The sequence below is a fragment of the Anaerococcus rubeinfantis genome, assembly GCF_001487145.1.
Classification (GTDB): domain Bacteria; phylum Bacillota; class Clostridia; order Tissierellales; family Peptoniphilaceae; genus Anaerococcus; species Anaerococcus rubeinfantis.
This window is the reverse complement of record NZ_LN913016.1, coordinates 1,512,354-1,532,259: the sequence shown is the minus strand read 5'-3', so window position 1 is coordinate 1,532,259 and position 19,906 is coordinate 1,512,354. Positions and strand designations below refer to the sequence as shown.

The following is a 19,906-nucleotide window of genomic DNA, read 5'->3' as shown; positions in this document are numbered from 1 at the left end:
TTTTTTCTATAAAAATATTAGAAATAAATAAAAAATAAGTAAAATTAAGATTGAAAATTCAATATTAATTTTATTTATCAAAATTTTGATTTATTTTATAGAAAAACATTCTTATTTTATTTTGCTTGTGATATAATTTAAGAAAAAGGAGGCATTTTATGTTTGATTTTAAAAGTGCAAAAAAAAGAGTAGACGAAGCTATTAACCCAACACATTTATTTTATTCTGAAATTTTCTCAGACTTATCAAAAAACAATGTGTACATAAAACCAGAAAATTTACAAAGAACTGGTTCTTTTAAATTGAGGGGAGCTTATAACAAGATTTCAAAAATGGATGACGAATCAAAATCCGTTGGAATCGTAACCGCATCTGCAGGAAACCACGCCCAAGGTGTAGCATTTTCTGCAAACCACCAAGGCATCAAGGCAATTGTTTGCATGCCAGAAACAACTCCAATGATTAAAATTGATGGAACTTTAAAATATGGAGCTGAAGTTGACCTTCACGGACAAATTTTTGATGAAACAAATAAATACGCTCAAGAGCTTGCAAAAGAAAAAGGCTATACTTTTATTCCACCATACGATGACGAAGATGTAATTGAAGGACAAGGAACAATTGCTCTTGAAATTTTGGAAAAATTAGAAGATGCTGATTATATTTTAGTTCCAATCGGAGGCGGTGGATTAATTTCTGGTATTGCAAAATGTGCAAAAGAAATTAAACCAGATATTAAAATCGTTGGAGTAGAACCAGCAAATGCTGCTTCAATGCAAGCTGCTATGGAAAACGGCGGCCCAATAACTTTAGATTCTGCTGATACAATTGCAGATGGTACTGCTGTTGCAAGAGTTGGAGATATTACTTACGAAATTTGCAAGGAAAATGTTGATGAATATATTTCTGTAACAGAAGAAGAAATCATGGTAGCCTTGACTACTTTGATGGAAAAACATAAACTAGTAGCAGAGCCTTCAGGAGCATTGAGTCTTGCTGCAAGTAAAAAACTTGGTTGCAAAAATAAAAATGTTGTTTGTGTAATCAGTGGTGGAAATATTGATATGTCATTTATTTCTCAACTAATCCACAAGGGACTTTACGAAGACGGAAGAATTGCAAGATTTACAGTAGAACTTCAAAATGCACCTGGAAAGCTTAGAGATCTTCTTGATGTTATAGCTTACACAAAAGCAAATATTGTTGAAGTACTTCATGATAGCCTTGCTGCAACTAGCAGATATAAAAATATCCAAGTTGAAATAACCCTTGAAACAAACGGAAAAGACCATATCAGGAAGATTAAAGAATTACTTACTGAGAAAGGATACAATGTTCATTAAATGAAAATAGAAAAGATACTAAAAGAAATCACCTACATTTCAAAAAAAATTCAAAATGATAGAGAAATTGTAGGGGTTTCTTCAGATTCAAGACAAATTAAAAAAGATTATATATTTTTAGCAATCAAAGGCTATGAATTTGATGGTCACAAATATATGAATTCGGCAATCAAAAACGGAGCAAATACAATTGTATATACAAAAGATGATATAGAATTTGTAGATGAAATCAACTATATAAAAGTAGAAGATGAAAGATTAACACTTGCTCAAATTTCAAATTTGATTTCAAATTATCCATCAAAATCAATGACTATGATTGGAGTTACTGGAACAAATGGGAAAACAACAACAGCAAATATGATTGCCTTTGTCTTGAATAAATTGGGATCATCATGTGCAAATATCGGAACTGATGGAGCGATTTTAATAAATAAAACCATGCCTACAGAGCATACAACTCCAGAAATTACAGATTTAAATGATATTTTGCTTGAAGCGAAAAAAGATAATATCAAAAATGTCGTTATGGAAACCTCATCACATGGTTTGTGCTTGAAAAGAAATTATGGAATAGATTATAAATACGGTGTATTTACTAATCTTTCTATGGAGCACATGGATTTTCATAAGACTATGGATAATTATTTTGCTGCTAAGATGATCCTACTTAAAAATTCCCAAAAACAAGTTGTAAACATTGACGATGATTATGGGAAAAAAGCCAAAGAAATTTTCAAAGATGCCCTTACAATTTCTATAAACGAAGATTCAGCTTATAGGGCAGAAAATATAAAAAGAGTAGATATGGGTCTTGAATTTTTTGTAAATTGTGTAAAATTTCATCTAAAAAGATTTGGACTATATGATATTTATAACTCTCTTTGTGCAATAGCAATTGCAAATAACCTTGGCTTTGAATTGGAAGAAATTTCCAAAGCCTTGGAAGGATTTAAGGGAGTAAAATCAAGATTTGAATTTATAGAAAATAATCGTGGTATAAACATAGTAGTAGATTTTGCCCACACACCAAAGGCCTTTGAAAATATTTATAAAGACCTACCAAAGGATAAAAAAATATACTCTGTCTATGGAATTACTGGAGATAGGACTTATGATATTAGAAAAGCAGTAGGAAAAATTTCTGCCAAATATAATATTTTTTCAGTAATAACAACAGACGATCCAAAATTTGATACCTTTGAAAATATTTCAAACCAAATAAAAGAAGGTGTCGAAGAAAATAATGGAGAGTGCATTATCATAAGAAATCGAAAAGAAGCCATAAAATATGCAATTACCCATGCCAAAAAAGGAGATTTTGTCTTAATGCTAGGCAAGGGTGAGGAAGATTTCTTAAAATTAAAAAATAATATCAAAACCTACTACAGCGAAAAAGAAACCATAAGGGAAGTTCTAGAAGAGCTATGAAAATTTTTGTAATAGGAGCAGGGGTAAGTTCGCTTGCCTTCTGCTCTTTTTTAGATAAGAAAAATATAACAGTCTTAGATTCAAACAAGGATAGCGGAAGAAAACTCCTTGCAACAGGAAATGGCAGGTGTAATTTTACAAACTTAAAGCTTTCCTATGAAAATTTTTATTCAAATAAAAAAGATTTTGTAAATTATTCCTTGGATAATTTTTCCAACAAGGACTTATTAGAATATTTTGAATATTTGGGAATAGAATGGACAAATTTGCCATCAGGAAGATGCTATCCAAAAACAATGAGCTCACAAAGTGTAAAAGACTCTCTCATGATGAAAGCCGAAGAAAATGCAAAATTTATTTTTGACCAAAAAGTTTTGGACATTGATTTTAATAAAAAATTAATCATAACAGAAAAAAATAAATACAAGTACGACATCCTAGTTATTGCATCAGGTGGGATGACTTTAAAAAATTCTGGTTCAGATGGGTCAATTTTTAAAATTTTAGAAAAATATACAAAAATTGAAGATATGACTTTTGGGATTACAAATTTTAAGGCAAAAAATCCCCTATCAAAAAAAGCCAAGGGTGTTAAGGTTAATGCAAAAGCAAGTTTAAAAGTAGATGGAAAATTTATAAAATCATCAAGTGATGATGTGATTTTTCAAACTTATGGCCTTACAGGAACTGCGATTTTGGATCTTTCAAATTTAATTTCTCTTGCCCTAAAAAATGAAAGAAAAGTTAGTCTTGACATTGACTTTTATCCAGAGTATAAAAAAGATGGACTTTTAATGAAATTAGAAGAAAAATCAAAAAGATTTCCTCAAAGAAGTATTGAAGAATTATTGATTGGAAATTTAGATAAAAAACTCATAATTGATATACTTAAAAGGGTTAAAATAAATCCAGGTCAAAAAAATATAAAGAGAAAGGATTTGGAAAAACTTGCAAATATTTTAAAAAATCTTTCTTTTGATATTATAGACATAAACGACAAGAACAATGCCCAAGTGACTTTGGGAGGAGTATCTTGCGAGGAAATTGATAAAAAAACCATGAAATCTTTAAAAATTAAAGATTGTTATTTTATAGGTGAGGTCATGGATGTAGCTGGAGATTGTGGAGGATATAATATCCAATGGGCTTTCTCATCAGCAAAAACCGCCTCAGAGGATATAAGGAGATTAAATGTTTAAGATAAATAGAAAGCTAAAAGAATTAAAACACAATGGAGAAAGAATTTCTTTGGCAATAATTGGTTGTGGAAAAATGGGAGCAAGCTTAATTAACCAATTGGGAGATATAGATGCAATCGAAGTTGGATTAGTAGTTGAGCATACAATGAGTAAAGCAAAAACAGCTCTAATAGAATCAGGAATTTCCGAAGATAAAATTATTAATACAGATTCCTATGACGAGGCCTATGAAGCTTTGAACAAGGGATTTGTTGTAATAAGCTCAAATTATAGACTTGCATATAAACTTTTACAAATCACAGCTGTAGTTGATGCAACAGGAAATCCACCATTTGGAGCGGAAATTGCATCAAAATCAATTCAATATCATAAACATTTTATTACCTTAAATGTAGAATGTGACGCAGCAGTTGGACCAATTCTTTACGATATGGCAAAAAAAGCTGGAGTAGTTTATACAGGAATTGCAGGAGATGAGCCAGGTTCAATAATTGAACTTTGCGATTTTGCTTACGGCATTGGTCTTGATATTTTGGTTGCAGCAAAAGGAAAAAATAATCCACTAGATAATTATGCGACTCCAGAAATTTTAAAAGATCAAGCAAAAGAAAAAAAACTATCACCAAGAATGCTTACAAGTTTTGTTGATGGAACAAACACCATGATAGAATTAAATTCAGTTTGTAACTGTCTTGGATTTTTGCCAGATATTTTTGGTTGTCACGGAATTCCTACAAGCCCAGAAACAGCCGTAGAAGATTTTAAATTAAAAGAAGACGGTGGAGTTTTATCATCATATAAAACAGTAGAATTTTCACCAGGCATGGCACCAGGAGTATTTTTAATAGTAACAAGTGATAAAAAAGAAGTAAGAGATTTGATGAAATTTTTAGGATTTGGAGATGGACCAAATTATTTATTAAATAGACCATACCACCTAACAAGTCTTGAAACACCAATTACAATCTACAATGCAGTTTTAGAAAACGAACCAACCATAGCTCCACTTCACGGTCAAGTTGCAGATACAGTAACAATAGCAAAAAGAGATATTAAAAAGGGAGAATATTTAGAGGGAATAGGTTCAGATAAGGTATTTGGAAAATTAACTGACCACACAAGATCAATAATAGAAGACCTACTTCCAATAGCCCTAATCACAGAAAAAACAAAGGCGATAGTAGATATTCCAAAAGATACCGTAATAGATTTATCAATGATTGAACTTGACGAAGAAGCAACAATAACAAAATTAAGAAGAAGACAAAATTCAATGAAATTGTAAATAAGGCTGCAAATGCAGCCTTTAGAGCGTAGATAAAGTCAGTTTAGTAATTTATTATTAATTTAAAAATTAAATTACGCCACTGTCCATCTCGACTAAGTGAGTGAAACGAACGCATGGAGAGATCTCAAGAGATTTCTCCACTCACTACGTTCGGTCGAAATGGTTATTTTTTTTAGTTTGTCAACAGACTGGACTGCAAATGCAGTCTTATTTTTTTGCCTTTTTTTATTTGTAAATTTTTTAAAATTTCAAAAATAATTAAAAATTTTCAAATTAAAGTTTATTTTGTGAACTTAAAATTATTTTATTTTACCAATCTACATTAGTTTTAAATTATGGTTTTCATCAAATTTTAAAATAGGAAAATAAAATGATAAATGATTGACAAGTATTGGGATATAAATTAAAATTAATATGTAATGACATACAAAATAAAAAAAATCAAAAAATAAGGAGGACTCTATGAAAGGGTTTGCAATGTTGGGAATTGGTGAGACAGGTTGGATTGAAAAACCGGAACCAGAAATGGGACCATTAGATGCTCTTGTTAAACCAATAGCTTTGGCTCCATGTAGCTCAGATATTCACACAGTTTGGGAAGGAGCTATCGGAGATAGACACAATATGATTTTGGGTCACGAAGCTGCAGGAGAAATTGTTAAAGTTGGTGAATTGGTTAAGGATTTTAAACCTGGTGATAGGGTTTTGGTTCCAGCTATTACTCCAGATTGGTCATCTCTTGAAAGTCAAGCAGGATTTCCTATGCACTCAGGCGGAATGCTTGCTGGATGGAAATTTTCAAACTTTAAAGACGGTGTTTTTGGTGAAGTTTTCCATGTAAATGATGCTGATGCTAACCTTGCTTTAATTCCTGAGGGAGTAGATCCAGTTTTAGCTCCAATGTTATCAGACATGGTTACAACAGGATTCCACGGAGTTGAACAAGCAGACGTTCAATTTGGTGATGAAGTTTTGGTAATTGGAATTGGACCAGTTGGTTTGATGTCAGTTGCAGGTGCTAACCTAAGAGGAGCAAGTAGAATTTATGCAGTAGGAACTCGTCCAAATTGTGTAGAAGCTGCTAAATTTTATGGAGCAACAGATATAATTTCTTACAAAGACGGATCAATATCAGAGCAAGTTCTAGAACTTACAAATGGTAAGGGAGTTGATAGAGTTATAATTGCTGGTGGAACAGTTGATACTTTTGAAGAAGCAATCAAGGCTATGAAACCAGGTGCAAAAATTGGTAATGTAAACTATCTTGATGGTGGAGATTATATTAAAATTCCTAGAGTTGAATGGGGAGTTGGAATGGGCCACAAGGCAATTAACGGAGGTCTAACACCAGGTGGAAGACTCAGAATGGAAAAACTTGCTAAACTTGTTTCTTGTGGGAAATTAGATCTTTCAAAACTTGTTACCCATAAATTCAACGGATTTGAAAAAGTTGAAGAAGCTTTATACTTGATGAAAGATAAACCAAAAGATTTAATTAAACCAGTAGTAATAGTAGCAGAAGATTTAATGGAAGATTAGATGAAAATAATAATAGTATCAGGATTTTTGGGAAGTGGAAAAACAACCTTTATAGAAAAATTATCAAAAAAATTGGATGATGCAGTAATTTTAGAAAATGATTATGCCAAGGCAAATGTAGACAAAGATTTATTAAAAAATACAGGAAAAGAAATTTTATCCTTGGAAGAAGGCTGCATTTGTTGTTCAAAACAAAAAGATTTTGCAACAACAGTTATGAGCATAGAAAATACAATAAATCCAGAATATTTGATAATAGAGCCAACAGGTTTGGGCTATCTTTCTAAAATAATTGACAATATAAGTCCAATTGAATATGAAAAAATTAAAATTTTAAAACCAATAGCCATAGTTGACTATTACAGTATCGATAAGATTATGGGAGAATATAAAGAACTTTTCCTTGATCAAATCCAAAATTCATCCTATATACTATTATCAAAAACTGAAAATATAAGCACAGAAAAAATCGAAAAAGAAGTAAAAAAACTTGAAAACTTAACAAAAGCAAAAGTTTTTACCACTCACTACAATGATTTTGATAAAAAAGAATGGGACTCTCTTATTGGGGAATATGACAAAGAATCTCTAATAAGAGGGGACTATAAACATTTGCACCTTGACAATTTGGCATATGAAAATGTAGTTTTCAAAGACTTTAATGAACTTGGAACAAATTTCAATGCAGTTTGCCAAAATAGGTTTGGAAAATTAATAAGAGCTAAGGGCCTTGTAAATGTAGAAGATAAAAAAGTCAAGGTAGATGTTGTCGATAATAAATTTTCAGTAGAAAAATACGAAGGAGAATCTTTTACAAATTCTTTGATATTTATTGGAGAAAATCTAGAAGAAAATTCCTTTGATATACTTTTTAAAAAATAATTAAAAGAATCCAAAAAACTCATTGAATTAAGGATTTTATAAAAGTAAGTTCAAAGATCTTTGGGTGATAAGTAAAAAGGCTATGAGTTTAAATGCTCATAGCCTTTTTTATACAATACATTTTTTTATTAAGAGAAGTAAGTATAGATTTCATAGAAATGGCTAAGCAAACCATTTTACTTTATTTACAAAGCTATCAGAATTCAGATAACCAGCTTTACAATAAAAATATGAATGCATTTTGTCATTAACTGCTTGTAATTCAATACAGGAAGCTCCCTTTTCAACTACTCTTTTCTCGATTTCATTTAGTAACTCTCTTCCAAAACCCTTATTTTGTTCATTATATTTAATAATAATTTCTTCTAAACAATATCCTAAAATATCATCATATTGTTTAAAATATCCCATAACAAAACCAACAACTTTATTTTCATCATCTTCCATTATTAATGAATATGAATCCTCAATTGTTAATACTTGGTGTATTCTTTTATATGCTGTTTTTTCTGTCCAACAAGACTTTTCAATTTCATTATAATAATTAATATATAAATCTATTACTCTTTTAATATCATCAATATTCATGTCTCTAATATTCATTACTTTCTCATCCTCCTTAATTAGTGTGAGTATCATCCCAAGACTTCATCAAGCAATTCTGATATTTTATGCAGTTTTTATATAATATTATACCGTATTTCATAACTTAATCTTTATAAATTTTTAAAATGAATTGATTCTCGTTTTTTTCTATCAAAATTACTGTTTTTACTTTAGGATTAGTAAACAAGTATTAAGAAGTCAGAAAAATGAATAGAGAGATGCAAAAGATAGGGTAAAAAACTTTATTCCAAATAGATATTAGGTAAATAAATTTCTGATTAAGAGCTATTGGAGGTTTCTTTTTTTTGAGAATTTTTAAAAAATATAAAAATCTATTATAATAATTTTAAGGAGTTATTATGGATATATTTATTGTTGAGGATGATAAAAAAATTTGTGAGGAGCTTTCTTTTCAGCTTGGGCTTTTGGGTTATTCTTGTTTTGTGCCGGATGATTTTTCTAATATTTTGGATGAATTTCAAAAAAGAGATTATAAGCTTGTTTTGATGGATTTGAAACTTCCTTTTGAAAATGGTTTTTATTGGTGTGAGAAAATTAGAGGAATTTCTAATCTTCCTATAATTTTTCTAACCAGTGCGGCTGATGATATAAATTTAATTAATGCTATAAATTATGGGGCAGATGATTTTATTTCAAAGCCTTTTTCTATGCAGGTTTTAAATATGAAAATCAAGGCTCTTCTTAGAAGGTCTTATGATTTTTCTGGGAAAAATTTGGATCTTTCTTATAAAAATATTTCTTTGATTAAAGATAAGATGATTTTAAAAGTTGATGACAAAGAAATAAACCTTTCTAAAAATGAATTTTTGATTTTGGAAATTCTTATGGAAAATCCACAAAAAATTGTTTCAAGAGAGCTTATTATGGATAAGCTTTGGGCGACCGATTCTTTTATTGATGATAATACTTTGACTGTAAATATCAATAGACTTAGGAAAAAATTGAAAAATCTTGGATTAGATGATTTTATTCAAACAAAAAAGGGAGTGGGATATTTTATAAAATGAAAAATTTGAAATTGTTTTTTAGTATTAATAGGCCTTATATTTTTTCATTTTTTATTTTTCTTATCTCATCCTTAATATTTTCATTGGCCTTTTCGATAGATTTTAGGATTTTTTCCTATTGTCTTATAATTTTATTTTTTATATTTTTATTTATAGGAATTTTTAGATTTTTTAAGGCCAAAAAGTGTTTGGAAAAAAATTCTTTTTCTTTTTTTGAGAAAAATCTTTATGAATGGCATTTGAAAGAAATTTTTGAAAGAAAGGAAAAAGAGGTAGAAAATCTTAGAATTTCTAGCAAACTAAGGCAAAATGATTTGGAAAATCTTTTGACTATTTGGACCCATCAAATAAAAACGCCACTTTCAAGTATTTCTCTAATTAGCGAGAGGGAAGAAAATTATGATATAAAAAGAGAGTTAATTAGGATTTATGATTATATTTCATCGATTTTATCTTTTATAAAATTGGGTCAGGACAGTCTAGATTATTCTTTCAAATCTTTTTCTATTGAAAAGCTTATTAAAGATATTGTAAAAAGATATAGGATTTTTTTTATCCATAAAAATTTAAAATTAATTCTTGATATAGAAGATGAAAATATAATTTCAGATCCAAAATGGCTGGGACTTGTCCTTGAGCAGGTTTTGTTTAATGCTATAAAATATACAGACAAGGGATATATAAAAATTTCCTACCATGATTTTATTTTAAAAATTGAAGATTCTGGAATTGGCATTAAAAAAGAGGATTTGAAAAATATTAATAAATTTGGTTTTAGTGGAGATAGTGATAAAAGAAATGCAAATTCAACTGGCATAGGACTTTTTTTGGTAAATGATATTTTAAAAAAGCTTGGATATGAATATAAGATTGATTCGAAGGAGAAAGAGGGAAGTGTTTTTTCTCTTAATCTTAAAAAATCTGGTATTATTGAAAATTAATTGGGATTTCTTTATTTATGATAAGCAAAGTCAAGTTTTTAATTTACAATTATTTTTAAAATGAAATTACGCTAAAACCCATCTCGAGCGCAGTCGAGAGATCTCATGAGATTTCTCCATGCGCTCGTTTCACTCACACTAAAACACGTTTGTTTTACAAACTTTTTCGTGTTATCACACTAGTTTTAGGGATGATTGTGCCAAATCAAGGCACAATCATCTAGTCGAAATGATACTTAGCTTGATTTTTTTAAAAAAAATAAAATTTTATATAAATTCTTACTATGTCTAAGCTATGAATCGGCATTTGCCGATTTTTTTAATCTTACAAAATGTAAGTTTAGGGGAAAAATTGTAAGTTTAGATTAGGGATTTTTTCTTTTATTTTTTGTAATATAGACTTAGGAGGATCATATGAATATATTAGAAGTTAAAAATTTAAGAAAAGTTTATAATAGTGAAGATAAAAATACAGAGGTTGTTGCCTTAAAAGATATTAATTTTGAGGTTGAAGAGGGCGAATTTGTTGCCATAATGGGCGAGAGTGGGTCTGGAAAATCTACTCTTTTAAATTTAATTGCAACTTTGGATAAAGAAACTTCTGGAGATGTGATTTTGTCTGGTGAAAATACAAAAAATAAAAGTGATGAGGAAAGGGCGAAATTTAGGAGGGAAAAATTGGGCTTTGTCTACCAAGATTTTTCACTTTTATCATCTTTAAACAATAGGGACAATATATTTTTGCCTTTGGTTTTGGCAAATGAAAAATATAAAATTATGGAAGAAAAATTAGCTCCTATTGCAAGTGCCTTAAAAATTGAAAATCTTTTGGATAAATTTCCCTATCAAATTTCCGGAGGACAAAAACAAAGAGTTGCCGTTGCAAGATCACTTATTACAAATCCAAAAATATTACTGGCAGATGAGCCGACAGGGGCTTTGGATTCAAATTCTTCAATGGAGCTTTTAAATATTTTTGAAAAAATAAACAAAAGTGGTCAAACAATTTTGATGGTAACCCATTCGACCATGGCTGCTGCAAGAGCTTCTAGGGTTTTATTTATAAAAGATGGGAAAATTTTCTATGACCTTTATAAGGGAGATAGGACAAATGATCAAATGTATGAAAAATTGGTCAAATCTCAAATGATGATTTTATCTGGAGGTGAGAGATTTGAACAAGCTTAATTTTAAAATGGCCACAAGGGGAATAAAAAATAATAAATTTTTGTATTTTCCCTACATTTTGGCATCAAGTTTTATGCTTTTTATTTTTAATCTTTTAATAGATTTTAAAAGTGAAAAATTCATTCTTGAAACAAGGGGAAGCGAAATTATAAAAACTCTTTTGGGAATGGGTTCATGGATTGTGGCTATTTTTTCTCTAATTTTTCTTGTCTACATGGCAAAAACCATTGTCAAAAATCGCTACAAGGAATTGGGACTTTTGTATGGACTTGGCATGGATAAAAAATCTTTGAGAAAAATTTTGATTATAGAAAATCTCATTATAGGAATTTCTACTTTGATAATTGGAAGTTTTCTTACTATTATTTTGGGACCTCTTTTTATAAATTTGCTTGCAAAAATTTTAAAAATTCAAACGGAGATAAAACTTTCTGTAAATTTTTCTAAGTTAGTTTTGGGACTTATTATTTTTGCCATAATTTTTATTTTAATAACATTGATAAGTTTAAATTCAATTAGAAAAACAAATCCAATTGAGCTTTCAAATCTTTCCCAAAAAGGAGAAAAAGATCCAAAGGCAAATGTTATTTCTATGATTTTAGCCATAATTTTGATTGGCTATGGCTATTACACAGCCCTTTCAATTGATGGAGGAATATTTCAAGCTCTCCCAAGATTTTTGCCAGCAAGTATAGCTGTAATAATTGGAACATATTTTTTCTTTAGGTCTCTTGTGATTTGGATTTTAAAACTTTTTAGAAAAAATAAAAAAATTTATTATAAGGGCACAAATATGACCTTTATCGGAGAGCTTATCAAAAGAAGCAAGGAATCTGCCATGGCCCTTTCATCAATTACCATTATTTCTTCCCTTTTTCTTTTAAGTTTTGTAGTTATGAGTGCTATGTTTGTTGGGAAAAATGACTTATTGGATAGGATTGCCCCAAGTGATTTTTTGATCCAATACCAAGAAAATGATAGAAATAGCGAAAAATATACAAAAAATTTCCTTGAAAAAAATATAGACAAGGAAAAAATAAAAAATATTGGAGAATTTAAAAGGAAGGGGCTTGTAGTTAGTGAAAAATCATCTGGTAATTTTTCTATCATAGAAGATCAGGATTTAAGAAAAACAATAATGGATGGAAAAACCAAAGTTATCTCCATAACAGATATAAAATCATTTAATATGGCAAACAAGACAAACATTTCTCTAAATAAAAACGAGGCTATTATTTTTGATTCCAAAGCAAAAAAATACGAAAAAGTTTCTATAGAAAATCAAAATTTGAAAGTAAAAGAAAATATAAAAAACACTTCCTATGTCCTAATGGATTCTACAACAAGTCTTTTTCACAATATCCTAGTTGTAGTAGATGATTTGGATGAATTTTCCGAAAAAATATTTACAGGCAAATCTAGTGAAACTTTATCAGGAGGATCTGGAATTTATTTTGACCTAAAAGAAAAAAATCAAAAAAATATTGATGAAATAGGAAATATTTTAAATAAAAATCTAGCAAATAAAAAAGAATTCAAGGATAAAATCTTTGTCAAAAATTCAATAGAAAATAGGATGGAATTTGACAAAATCCACACAGGAGCCTACATCGTTGTTGTTATTTTATCCATAGTATTTTTAATTTCAACCATTGTAGTAATTTATTACAAGCAAGCTGCAGAAGGCCTTGAAGATGGTAGGAATATAAAGATTTTACAAAAAGTTGGAATGAGCAAAAAAGAAATAAAAAAATCAGTCAAAAAACAAAACTATTTTACATTTTTTGGTCCCTTAATAATTTCAATAATCCATATTTTAATAGCTTCAAAACTTGCCTTTGGCATGATTCAAATGTTTGCCATGCTTGAGCTTAGAAAATTTATAGAAATAGAAGCTATCTGTATAATAATTTTCTCATTAATTTATATAATGATATTTAGAATAACCCTACCAATATATTTTGAAATGGGAAAATTAAATAAGGAGTAAAAATGAAAAAAATATTTAAAATTCTACTATATATAATAATTTCGATTTCAATATTAGGATTTTTGTTTATATTTTTGTGGACAAAAATTCCAGAAATTAAAGCCAAAAAAGAAATTTCTGATTTAGGAAAATATGCTCAAAAAATAGAAGATATAAAAATTGACGACCAAGTAGAAATCATTGGTCTTGGCGAAGCTACACATGGAAACAAAGAATTTCAAGAATTAAAATTAGACCTATTAAAAAAATTAGTAAAAGATGCAAATGTTAGAGCCTTTGCCTTGGAATGTGATTTTTCAGAAGGGATGGAAATAGATTCTTATGTAAAATCGGGAAAATTTCAAAAAAATCCATCAAAAATTTTCTCCTTTCCAATTTACCATACAAATCAGATGAATGATCTAATAAATTGGATAAAAAAATACAACCAAAATCACGACGAAAAAATTTCATTTTACGGTTTTGATATGCAAAATCCAGAAAAATCTGTAAAACTTGTAAAAGATTTTGTGAAAAAAGAAAATATTGATTTTGATATAAAAAGTCTGGAAATCCTAGAAGAAGATAAAATTTCAATAAAAGATCCAAAAATGAAAGTCTTGGAAGAAAATCTGAAAAAATTAAATGAAAAACTTGATACAAATACAAAAGAAAAAAGACTTATAGAAAATATTCTATCAAGTTTTCCATATTATAAAATGGTTGATGATTATGTAAAATCAAGTGAATATAGAGATAAAAAAATGGCAGAAAATGTTTCTTGGATAAAAGATTATGAAAAAAATTCAAGAATAATGATAGCAGGCCACAATGGTCATATTGGAAAAAAAGAATCAATGTATAAAAATATGGGAGAAAATTTACTGGAAAAATATAAAAAATCATATTTTCCAATAGGAACAGATTTTTATAAAACAAAGGTAAACATAAAAACTATGCAAAAAAATCAAAGGACAATACAAAAATTTATATCAGCAGATCCATTTGCCTATGAGGCGAAAAATTATAACAATTCTTATTATTTAGATTTTTCAAAATTAAAAGATGGAGATAGTAAAAATCTCTTAGATTCAAAAATAAAAATGGGCTCATTAGGCGAAGGCTACACTCCGATAATGAAATTTATCCCATATTCATATAGAATAGAAAAATCTCCAAAAGAAATTTTTGATTCAATGATTTTTGTATATGAAACAAGTCCGATTGATATTATAGAAAATTAAATATAAAAATTGCCTAGAAATAAATTTTTCTAGGCGATTTTTTATTTTTATCTTATGAATTTTTTTTAATTACATCGTTTATAGAATAAACAGTAAAGCCATTTTTACCAACTACAGTCTCTGCGTGATACAAAGAGGACAAAACTGATTCACATACGCTATCTCCAACTGCTGTAAATAAAAGGTCAATTGCATCATCACTTATTGATTTTAAATTTAAAATTTCCTTTGAGTCGTGTTTAATTATGTTTGCAGTTGAGAAGGCTATTACAATTTCACCACTTCCATTTGAAATATAGGAACCATTTCTACAAAGGCCTGCAACAGCTCTTTTGGCAAGTCTTTTAAGTTGTCTTGAACTTAAAGGAGCGTCAGTTGCAAGAACGGTTATTACAGATCCCTTGTCTTTTTCATTTAAAACCTTGTGAGGATATTTATCGGAAAAATATTTACCATCAATTACTAATTCATTAAATTTTCCATGGTTAGTCATTACCAAAGATCCAAGTGTATATTCTTTTCCATCAAGTTCAAAAACTCTAGATGAAGAACCAATTCCACCCTTTAATTCATAACATTTCATTCCTCTTCCAGCCCCAACAGCTCCTTCTTCAAAGATTGAATCGGCATCTTTTATTGCATCAAAAATATCTTCTTCTTTAACATTTAAGGCTCTTATATCATTTAATCTCATGTCATTGCATTCCAAAACTAGAGGATTTACAGTTCCTGTGCTTTCTCCAATTTCGGGATTATTTTTTAGCATATATTTTACAAGCCCTGTAAGAGCGGTTCCAACACTTAGGGTATTAGTTAATATTATTGGAGTTTCTAAAGTTCCAAGCTCATCAACTTGAACCAAGCCAACGCTTTTTCCAAAGCCATTTATTACATAAGATGCACAAAGAAATTTTTCCTTAAAAATATTATTTTCTGTGGGAACAATAGCTGTAACACCAGTTTGAATATTACCATTTGCTAAAGTTTTATGACCGATTTTTATACCTTTAACATCTGTAATTAAATTTAATTTTCCTTTTTTAAGACGCCCAATTTTTTTGTCAATTCCCATTATTTTTCTCCTTTTTAGATTTTAATATTACTGCAATCATATTGCTTATTATATTTACAAAGGATAGAGGGCTTACCCAAGAATTGTTAAATATATCGCTGTGAGTTTCACAAATTATTTTATTATTTGTATATTTTGAAGCTGGACTATTTTTTGAATCTGTAATAAGCAAAAAATCATCAGTTTTTTTGGATAAGCCTTCCCCAATTTCTTGGCTTCCACAAAAATATTTAGGAAAACTAAAAAATATAGGATAATCATTTTTATCGATTGACTTAATAATATAATCAGTATGAATAAGGTCATTAAGATTTACCAAAATAGAAGATAAATTTAAAGATCTCAACCTTTCATTTAAAAATTTTCCCATATTGTAGGACCAATCGTGGCCAAAAATAATTATATACCTACTTGATATTATTTTTTTTGAAATAGAAATAATCTCATCAACTTCAATTGAATTGTACAAATTATTTAAGTGACTTGCCTCCGATTCTAATATATTTTTATAAAATTCTTCTTCCAAAACAGAATTATTATAATCTTTAGTTTTATAAGATATCTTTTTGGAATTTTCTTCAATGTATTTAATAAAAGTATTTTTAAAATCAGTAAAGCCATCAAAGCCAATTTTTTTACAAAAATTTAAAAAAGTGACCTCAGTACAACCACATTCCTCGCAAATTGTAGCTAAACTAAGAAAGCAAATTCTAACGTGGTTATCGATTATATATTTGGCAAGAGATTTTTGTTTTTGCGTATAATTGTCATCATCTTTAATTTTATTTAACAAATTCAACAGTTCCAAAATCACACCTCCCTAAACTAAATTCATTATAGCACAAATAAAATATAGTAAAAACTTTAAAATTTTTAAAAAAATTTAAAAAAATCAAATAAATAAAATAAATGCTAGATTTATTTTTTAAAAAGTGCTATATTTTAATTAATAATGATAAGCTTATCATTAAATACAAATTGGGAGGCGAATTATGGAAGATTTAGTTTTAATGAAAAAAAGACCGACTTTTGGATATTCGGTACTTTTATTAGTATCTTTGGCGGCTATGCTAATTGTAGGATTAACAATTTTGAAAGCACCGCTTGCTGTAGTAATGTTTTTAGCGTGGTTAGTTGTAAATTTATTTGCAATTAAATTAGGTTATACATACAATGAGCTAGAAAAAATAGGAATAAAACAAGTTGGAAAATCTTTACAATCAGTTGTAATAATGCTTGCTGTTGGAGTTTTGATTTCATCATGGATAGCATCTGGAACTGTACCGACAATTATTTATTATGGACTTAAAATTATTAATCCAAAATATTATTTAGCAACAACTTTGATTATTTGTGCTATAGTATCAATGTTTACAGGAACTTCATGGGGAACAATTGGTACTGTCGGAGTAGCTCTTTTAGGAATTGGAATTAGTATGGGAATTAATCCAGGAATGGTTGCTGGAGCATTAATTTCTGGATCATGGTTTGGTGATAAACTTTCACCTTTATCAGATACAACAAATTTTCAATCTGGTGTAATGGGCGTTCCATTAATGACCCACGTTAAGCACATGTTGTATACAACAGTTCCTGCTTTTATAATTTCTTTAATTTTATTTTTGATTTTAGGTAGCGGCCAAACTGCTGATGCAGATATGCAAGCGGTTGAACTTGTTGGTGAAAGTTTAAAAGAATTTTTTACAATAAGTCCAATAACCCTAATTCCCTTAATTGTAGTTGTAATTTTATTGGTAAAACAACGTCCAGCATCTCAATCAATTCTTATTGGTGGAGTTTTAGGAATGATTTTAGCTGTTTTTTATCAAAAATTTGACGCAACTTTAGTTTTAAATTCTGCTCTTAAAGGTTTTGAATATGATTTTAAAGATGAATTTTTAAATACCCTATTAAACCGTGGTGGAATGGATAGTATGACAAGAACTATACAAGCTCTTATTTTCACGACTGCTTTAGGTGGAATGATTAGAGATATGGATATATTAAATGTAATAATTGAACCAATAGGAAAAAAATTAAAATCAACTTTCTCTTTAATTTTTTCAGCTATGTTTGTAGACTACTTATCAATTGCTTTGACAGGTTCTCATATGTTTGCAGCAATTATGGTTCAATCAACTATGCTTGATTTATTTAAAAAGAATAAATTAAAACCAGAAAATGCTTCACGTATTAGTGAGGATTGTGGAACTTTGGGAGTAACATTAATTCCTTACGGAGTAACAGCTATGTTTATTGTTGATACCTTGGGTATTGATTTTGCAACTTTTATACCTTTTGTATTTTTCTGTTATATAAGTCCACTTTTTAATTTAGTTTGTGCGGCAACCGGAATAGGAATAGCTAGATATACTGATGAAGAATTGGAAGAATTAGAAAGATTAGAAGAATTAGAAAAATTAGAAATGAAAGAAGAATAATTATGGAAGATAAAATGGATTTATTATTAAAAATTTATAGGGGCAAACTAGAAGATTTATATACATTTGGATCATTAGTAGTTGTAGATAAAGATGGAAAAATTATTTTTTCAAAAGGAAATCCTGATGAAATATGTTTTCCTCGTTCAAGTGCTAAACTTATGCAAGCTATGGTTCCGCTTTCACTTGGAGCTGTTGAAAAATTTAATCTTAGTCCAAAAGAAGTTGCACAAATCTGCGCATCACATTCTGGGGAAGATTTTCATATAAAAACAGTCTCAGGCATACTTGAAAAAATTGGCCTTGATGAATCTTATCTAAAGTGTGGTCCTCATTATCCATTTAAAAAAGATGTTACAGAAAATATGATTAAAAATAATGAGAAGCCAAGAGATATTCACAATAATTGCAGCGGAAAACATTCAGGCATGTTAATGTCAGCAATAATTTTAAAGGAAAGTTTGGATGATTATTACAAAATTGACCATCCTGTTCAAAAACTAATTACTGAGATGATTTCAAATCTTTGTGAGTTTGATATTACTAGAGATTACATTTCTGTAGACGGTTGTGGAGTTCCGGTTCATGCTCTTCCATTATATAATTTTGCACATGGAATGGCTAAGTTATCTGATTATGAAAATTTGCCAGAAAATCTTTCAAACTCTGCTAAAGAAATAATTGAAGATATCAGCGAAAATTCAATTTATACTTCTGGTTCAGATAGGATTGACCACTTATTAATAGAAAAACATAAGGGAGAATTAATTGTAAAATCTGGAGCAAATGGATATTTTGGTGGCTTGTTACCTGATAAAAAATATGGATTTGCCATAAAAACCTACGATGGAAATTCTGAAACAAGAAATGTTATATTGATTCATTTACTAAAAAAATTGGGAGTAATAAAAAAGGATGAATATGAGTACTATGATAAAATAGCTGACAAAACTATTAGAAATCATAGGGGAGAAAAAGTTGGAGAAATTGTTCCTCAATTTTAAAAATAAAAACTGATCTTAAATTGATTTGAACTGACCCCCCAAAAGTTAGACCTAAAAACTAACTAAAGGAGGTCAGTTTTTTAATGGCAAAATATAGCACAGAATTTAAAATGAAAGTAGTAAAGGAATATTTAGAAACAAATATCTCATATAAATCTTTATCAGAAAAATATAAACTTTCTCATCAGGAAATAGTAAAAAGATGGGTAAATGCATACAAATCACAAGGTTATGAAGGGCTAAAAGTAAAGAGAGAAAATACAAAATACACTTTGGAATTTAAGTTAAATGTAGTAAACTTGTACTTAACAGGAGAAATGTCCTATCAAAGCCTAGCAAATCAATTAAAGATAAACAATCCATCAATGATAACAAGATGGGTAAACGACTTTAGAGAAAAAGGAATTGAAGGACTAAAACCAAAAAAGAGAAGAAGAATTTCAAAAATGCCAAATTCCCAAAATAAATCGAAAGACACTAAAATAGAATCAACAACAAACATAAGCAATTCAGAAAACCAATCATTAACAGAAGCACAATTAAAAGAAAAAATAAAGAAATTAGAAGAAAAAAACTATTGGCTTCAACTAGAAAATGATGCAATAAAAAAAAAGATAGAATTGTCTCAAATGACAGATGCAGAAATAAGACAATTGCTGAAACAATTGAAGTCTTAAGAAACAAATACAAACTAAAAGACTTGTTAAAATACTTTAATATTGCCAAATCAA

17 protein-coding genes are annotated in these 19,906 nt (G+C 28.9%); 14 read left to right on the top strand and 3 right to left on the bottom strand.

Features of this window, described 5'->3' with window-relative positions; all coding sequences use genetic code 11:
* Positions 1–158: 158 nt before the first annotated feature.
* The 6 genes from ilvA to BN3265_RS08220 all read left to right on the top strand — a co-directional run bounded on the left by ilvA (position 159) and on the right by BN3265_RS08220 (position 7,682).
* Positions 159–1,343, top strand: a complete 1,185-nt coding sequence (gene ilvA / locus BN3265_RS08245; RefSeq protein ID WP_058991096.1) for a threonine ammonia-lyase — start codon at positions 159–161, stop codon at positions 1,341–1,343.
* A complete protein-coding gene (locus BN3265_RS08240; RefSeq protein ID WP_058991095.1) occupies positions 1,344–2,774 on the top strand; it encodes a UDP-N-acetylmuramoyl-L-alanyl-D-glutamate--2,6-diaminopimelate ligase in 1,431 nt (476 codons plus the stop codon). It begins immediately after the preceding gene.
* A complete protein-coding gene (locus tag BN3265_RS08235) occupies positions 2,771–3,973 on the top strand; it encodes an aminoacetone oxidase family FAD-binding enzyme (protein ID WP_058991094.1) in 1,203 nt (400 codons plus the stop codon). The genes BN3265_RS08240 and BN3265_RS08235 overlap by 4 nt, the downstream gene beginning before the upstream one ends.
* Entirely contained in the window at positions 3,966–5,258 is a 1,293-nt protein-coding gene (locus BN3265_RS08230) for an NAD(P)H-dependent oxidoreductase (protein WP_058991093.1), read from the top strand. The genes BN3265_RS08235 and BN3265_RS08230 overlap by 8 nt, the downstream gene beginning before the upstream one ends.
* Positions 5,259–5,723: 465 nt before the next feature.
* Positions 5,724–6,800 carry an NAD(P)-dependent alcohol dehydrogenase gene (locus BN3265_RS08225; protein WP_058991092.1) on the top strand — a complete coding sequence of 359 codons (1,077 nt, stop codon included), beginning with the start codon at positions 5,724–5,726 and terminating at the stop codon, positions 6,798–6,800.
* Positions 6,801–7,682: a GTP-binding protein gene (locus BN3265_RS08220; protein ID WP_058991091.1), complete on the top strand. Its 882-nt coding sequence runs from the start codon at positions 6,801–6,803 to the stop codon at positions 7,680–7,682.
* Positions 7,683–7,844: 162 nt separating this feature from the next.
* On the opposite strand, the gene BN3265_RS08215 is transcribed toward BN3265_RS08220, so the two are convergent.
* Positions 7,845–8,285, bottom strand: coding sequence for a GNAT family N-acetyltransferase (locus tag BN3265_RS08215; protein ID WP_082664121.1), 441 nt, complete (start codon positions 8,283–8,285; stop codon positions 7,845–7,847).
* Between the two features lie 362 nt (positions 8,286–8,647).
* Here BN3265_RS08215 and BN3265_RS08210 point away from each other — a divergent pair, with 362 nt between their 5' ends.
* From BN3265_RS08210 to BN3265_RS08190, 5 genes are all read left to right on the top strand, one after another.
* Positions 8,648–9,316: a response regulator transcription factor gene (locus BN3265_RS08210; RefSeq protein WP_058991089.1), complete on the top strand. Its 669-nt coding sequence runs from the start codon at positions 8,648–8,650 to the stop codon at positions 9,314–9,316.
* 239 nt (positions 9,317–9,555) lie between these two features.
* Positions 9,556–10,257 carry a sensor histidine kinase gene (locus BN3265_RS08205; RefSeq protein WP_245191105.1) on the top strand — a complete coding sequence of 234 codons (702 nt, stop codon included), beginning with the start codon at positions 9,556–9,558 and terminating at the stop codon, positions 10,255–10,257.
* A 414-nt stretch (positions 10,258–10,671) separates the two neighbouring features.
* Positions 10,672–11,445: an ABC transporter ATP-binding protein gene (locus BN3265_RS08200; protein WP_058991087.1), complete on the top strand. Its 774-nt coding sequence runs from the start codon at positions 10,672–10,674 to the stop codon at positions 11,443–11,445.
* Entirely contained in the window at positions 11,432–13,435 is a 2,004-nt protein-coding gene (locus tag BN3265_RS08195; RefSeq protein WP_058991086.1) for an ABC transporter permease, read from the top strand. Before BN3265_RS08200 ends, BN3265_RS08195 begins: the two co-directional genes overlap by 14 nt.
* Positions 13,436–13,437: 2 nt before the next feature.
* Entirely contained in the window at positions 13,438–14,658 is a 1,221-nt protein-coding gene (locus BN3265_RS08190; protein WP_058991085.1) for an erythromycin esterase family protein, read from the top strand.
* Between the two features lie 52 nt (positions 14,659–14,710).
* On the opposite strand, the gene BN3265_RS08185 is transcribed toward BN3265_RS08190, so the two are convergent.
* Both BN3265_RS08185 and BN3265_RS08180 read right to left on the bottom strand, forming a co-directional pair.
* A complete protein-coding gene (locus tag BN3265_RS08185) occupies positions 14,711–15,730 on the bottom strand; it encodes a DmpA family aminopeptidase (protein ID WP_058991084.1) in 1,020 nt (339 codons plus the stop codon).
* Positions 15,720–16,538 carry a MurR/RpiR family transcriptional regulator gene (locus tag BN3265_RS08180; protein WP_058991083.1) on the bottom strand — a complete coding sequence of 273 codons (819 nt, stop codon included), beginning with the start codon at positions 16,536–16,538 and terminating at the stop codon, positions 15,720–15,722. Before BN3265_RS08180 ends, BN3265_RS08185 begins: the two co-directional genes overlap by 11 nt.
* A gap of 184 nt (positions 16,539–16,722) precedes the next feature.
* Between BN3265_RS08180 and nhaC the strand changes: the two genes are divergently transcribed.
* The 3 genes from nhaC to BN3265_RS08165 all read left to right on the top strand — a co-directional run bounded on the left by nhaC (position 16,723) and on the right by BN3265_RS08165 (position 19,852).
* Entirely contained in the window at positions 16,723–18,171 is a 1,449-nt protein-coding gene (nhaC, locus tag BN3265_RS08175) for a Na+/H+ antiporter NhaC (RefSeq protein WP_058991082.1), read from the top strand.
* Between the two features lie 2 nt (positions 18,172–18,173).
* Positions 18,174–19,175, top strand: a complete 1,002-nt coding sequence (locus BN3265_RS08170; protein ID WP_245191104.1) for an asparaginase — start codon at positions 18,174–18,176, stop codon at positions 19,173–19,175.
* Positions 19,176–19,258: 83 nt separating this feature from the next.
* Entirely contained in the window at positions 19,259–19,852 is a 594-nt protein-coding gene (locus BN3265_RS08165; RefSeq protein ID WP_058991081.1) for a helix-turn-helix domain-containing protein, read from the top strand.
* Positions 19,853–19,906 lie beyond the last annotated feature (54 nt).

Excerpts from the sequence above, each read along its gene's own strand:
- BN3265_RS08230 (WP_058991093.1), top strand. The coding sequence starts at position 3,966 with ATGTTTAAGATAAATAGAAAGCTAAAAGAATTAAAACACAATGGAGAA.
- BN3265_RS08235 (WP_058991094.1), top strand. The coding sequence starts at position 2,771 with ATGAAAATTTTTGTAATAGGAGCAGGGGTAAGTTCGCTTGCCTTCTGC.
- ilvA (WP_058991096.1), top strand. The coding sequence starts at position 159 with ATGTTTGATTTTAAAAGTGCAAAAAAAAGAGTAGACGAAGCTATTAAC.
- BN3265_RS08215 (WP_082664121.1), bottom strand. The coding sequence starts at position 8,285 with ATGAATATTAGAGACATGAATATTGATGATATTAAAAGAGTAATAGAT.
- BN3265_RS08210 (WP_058991089.1), top strand. The coding sequence starts at position 8,648 with ATGGATATATTTATTGTTGAGGATGATAAAAAAATTTGTGAGGAGCTT.
- BN3265_RS08220 (WP_058991091.1), top strand. The coding sequence starts at position 6,801 with ATGAAAATAATAATAGTATCAGGATTTTTGGGAAGTGGAAAAACAACC.
- BN3265_RS08185 (WP_058991084.1), bottom strand. The coding sequence starts at position 15,730 with ATGGGAATTGACAAAAAAATTGGGCGTCTTAAAAAAGGAAAATTAAAT.
- BN3265_RS08225 (WP_058991092.1), top strand. The coding sequence starts at position 5,724 with ATGAAAGGGTTTGCAATGTTGGGAATTGGTGAGACAGGTTGGATTGAA.
- BN3265_RS08240 (WP_058991095.1), top strand. The coding sequence starts at position 1,344 with ATGAAAATAGAAAAGATACTAAAAGAAATCACCTACATTTCAAAAAAA.
- BN3265_RS08170 (WP_245191104.1), top strand. The coding sequence starts at position 18,174 with ATGGAAGATAAAATGGATTTATTATTAAAAATTTATAGGGGCAAACTA.
- BN3265_RS08200 (WP_058991087.1), top strand. The coding sequence starts at position 10,672 with ATGAATATATTAGAAGTTAAAAATTTAAGAAAAGTTTATAATAGTGAA.
- nhaC (WP_058991082.1), top strand. The coding sequence starts at position 16,723 with ATGGAAGATTTAGTTTTAATGAAAAAAAGACCGACTTTTGGATATTCG.
- BN3265_RS08165 (WP_058991081.1), top strand. The coding sequence starts at position 19,259 with ATGGCAAAATATAGCACAGAATTTAAAATGAAAGTAGTAAAGGAATAT.
- BN3265_RS08190 (WP_058991085.1), top strand. The coding sequence starts at position 13,438 with ATGAAAAAAATATTTAAAATTCTACTATATATAATAATTTCGATTTCA.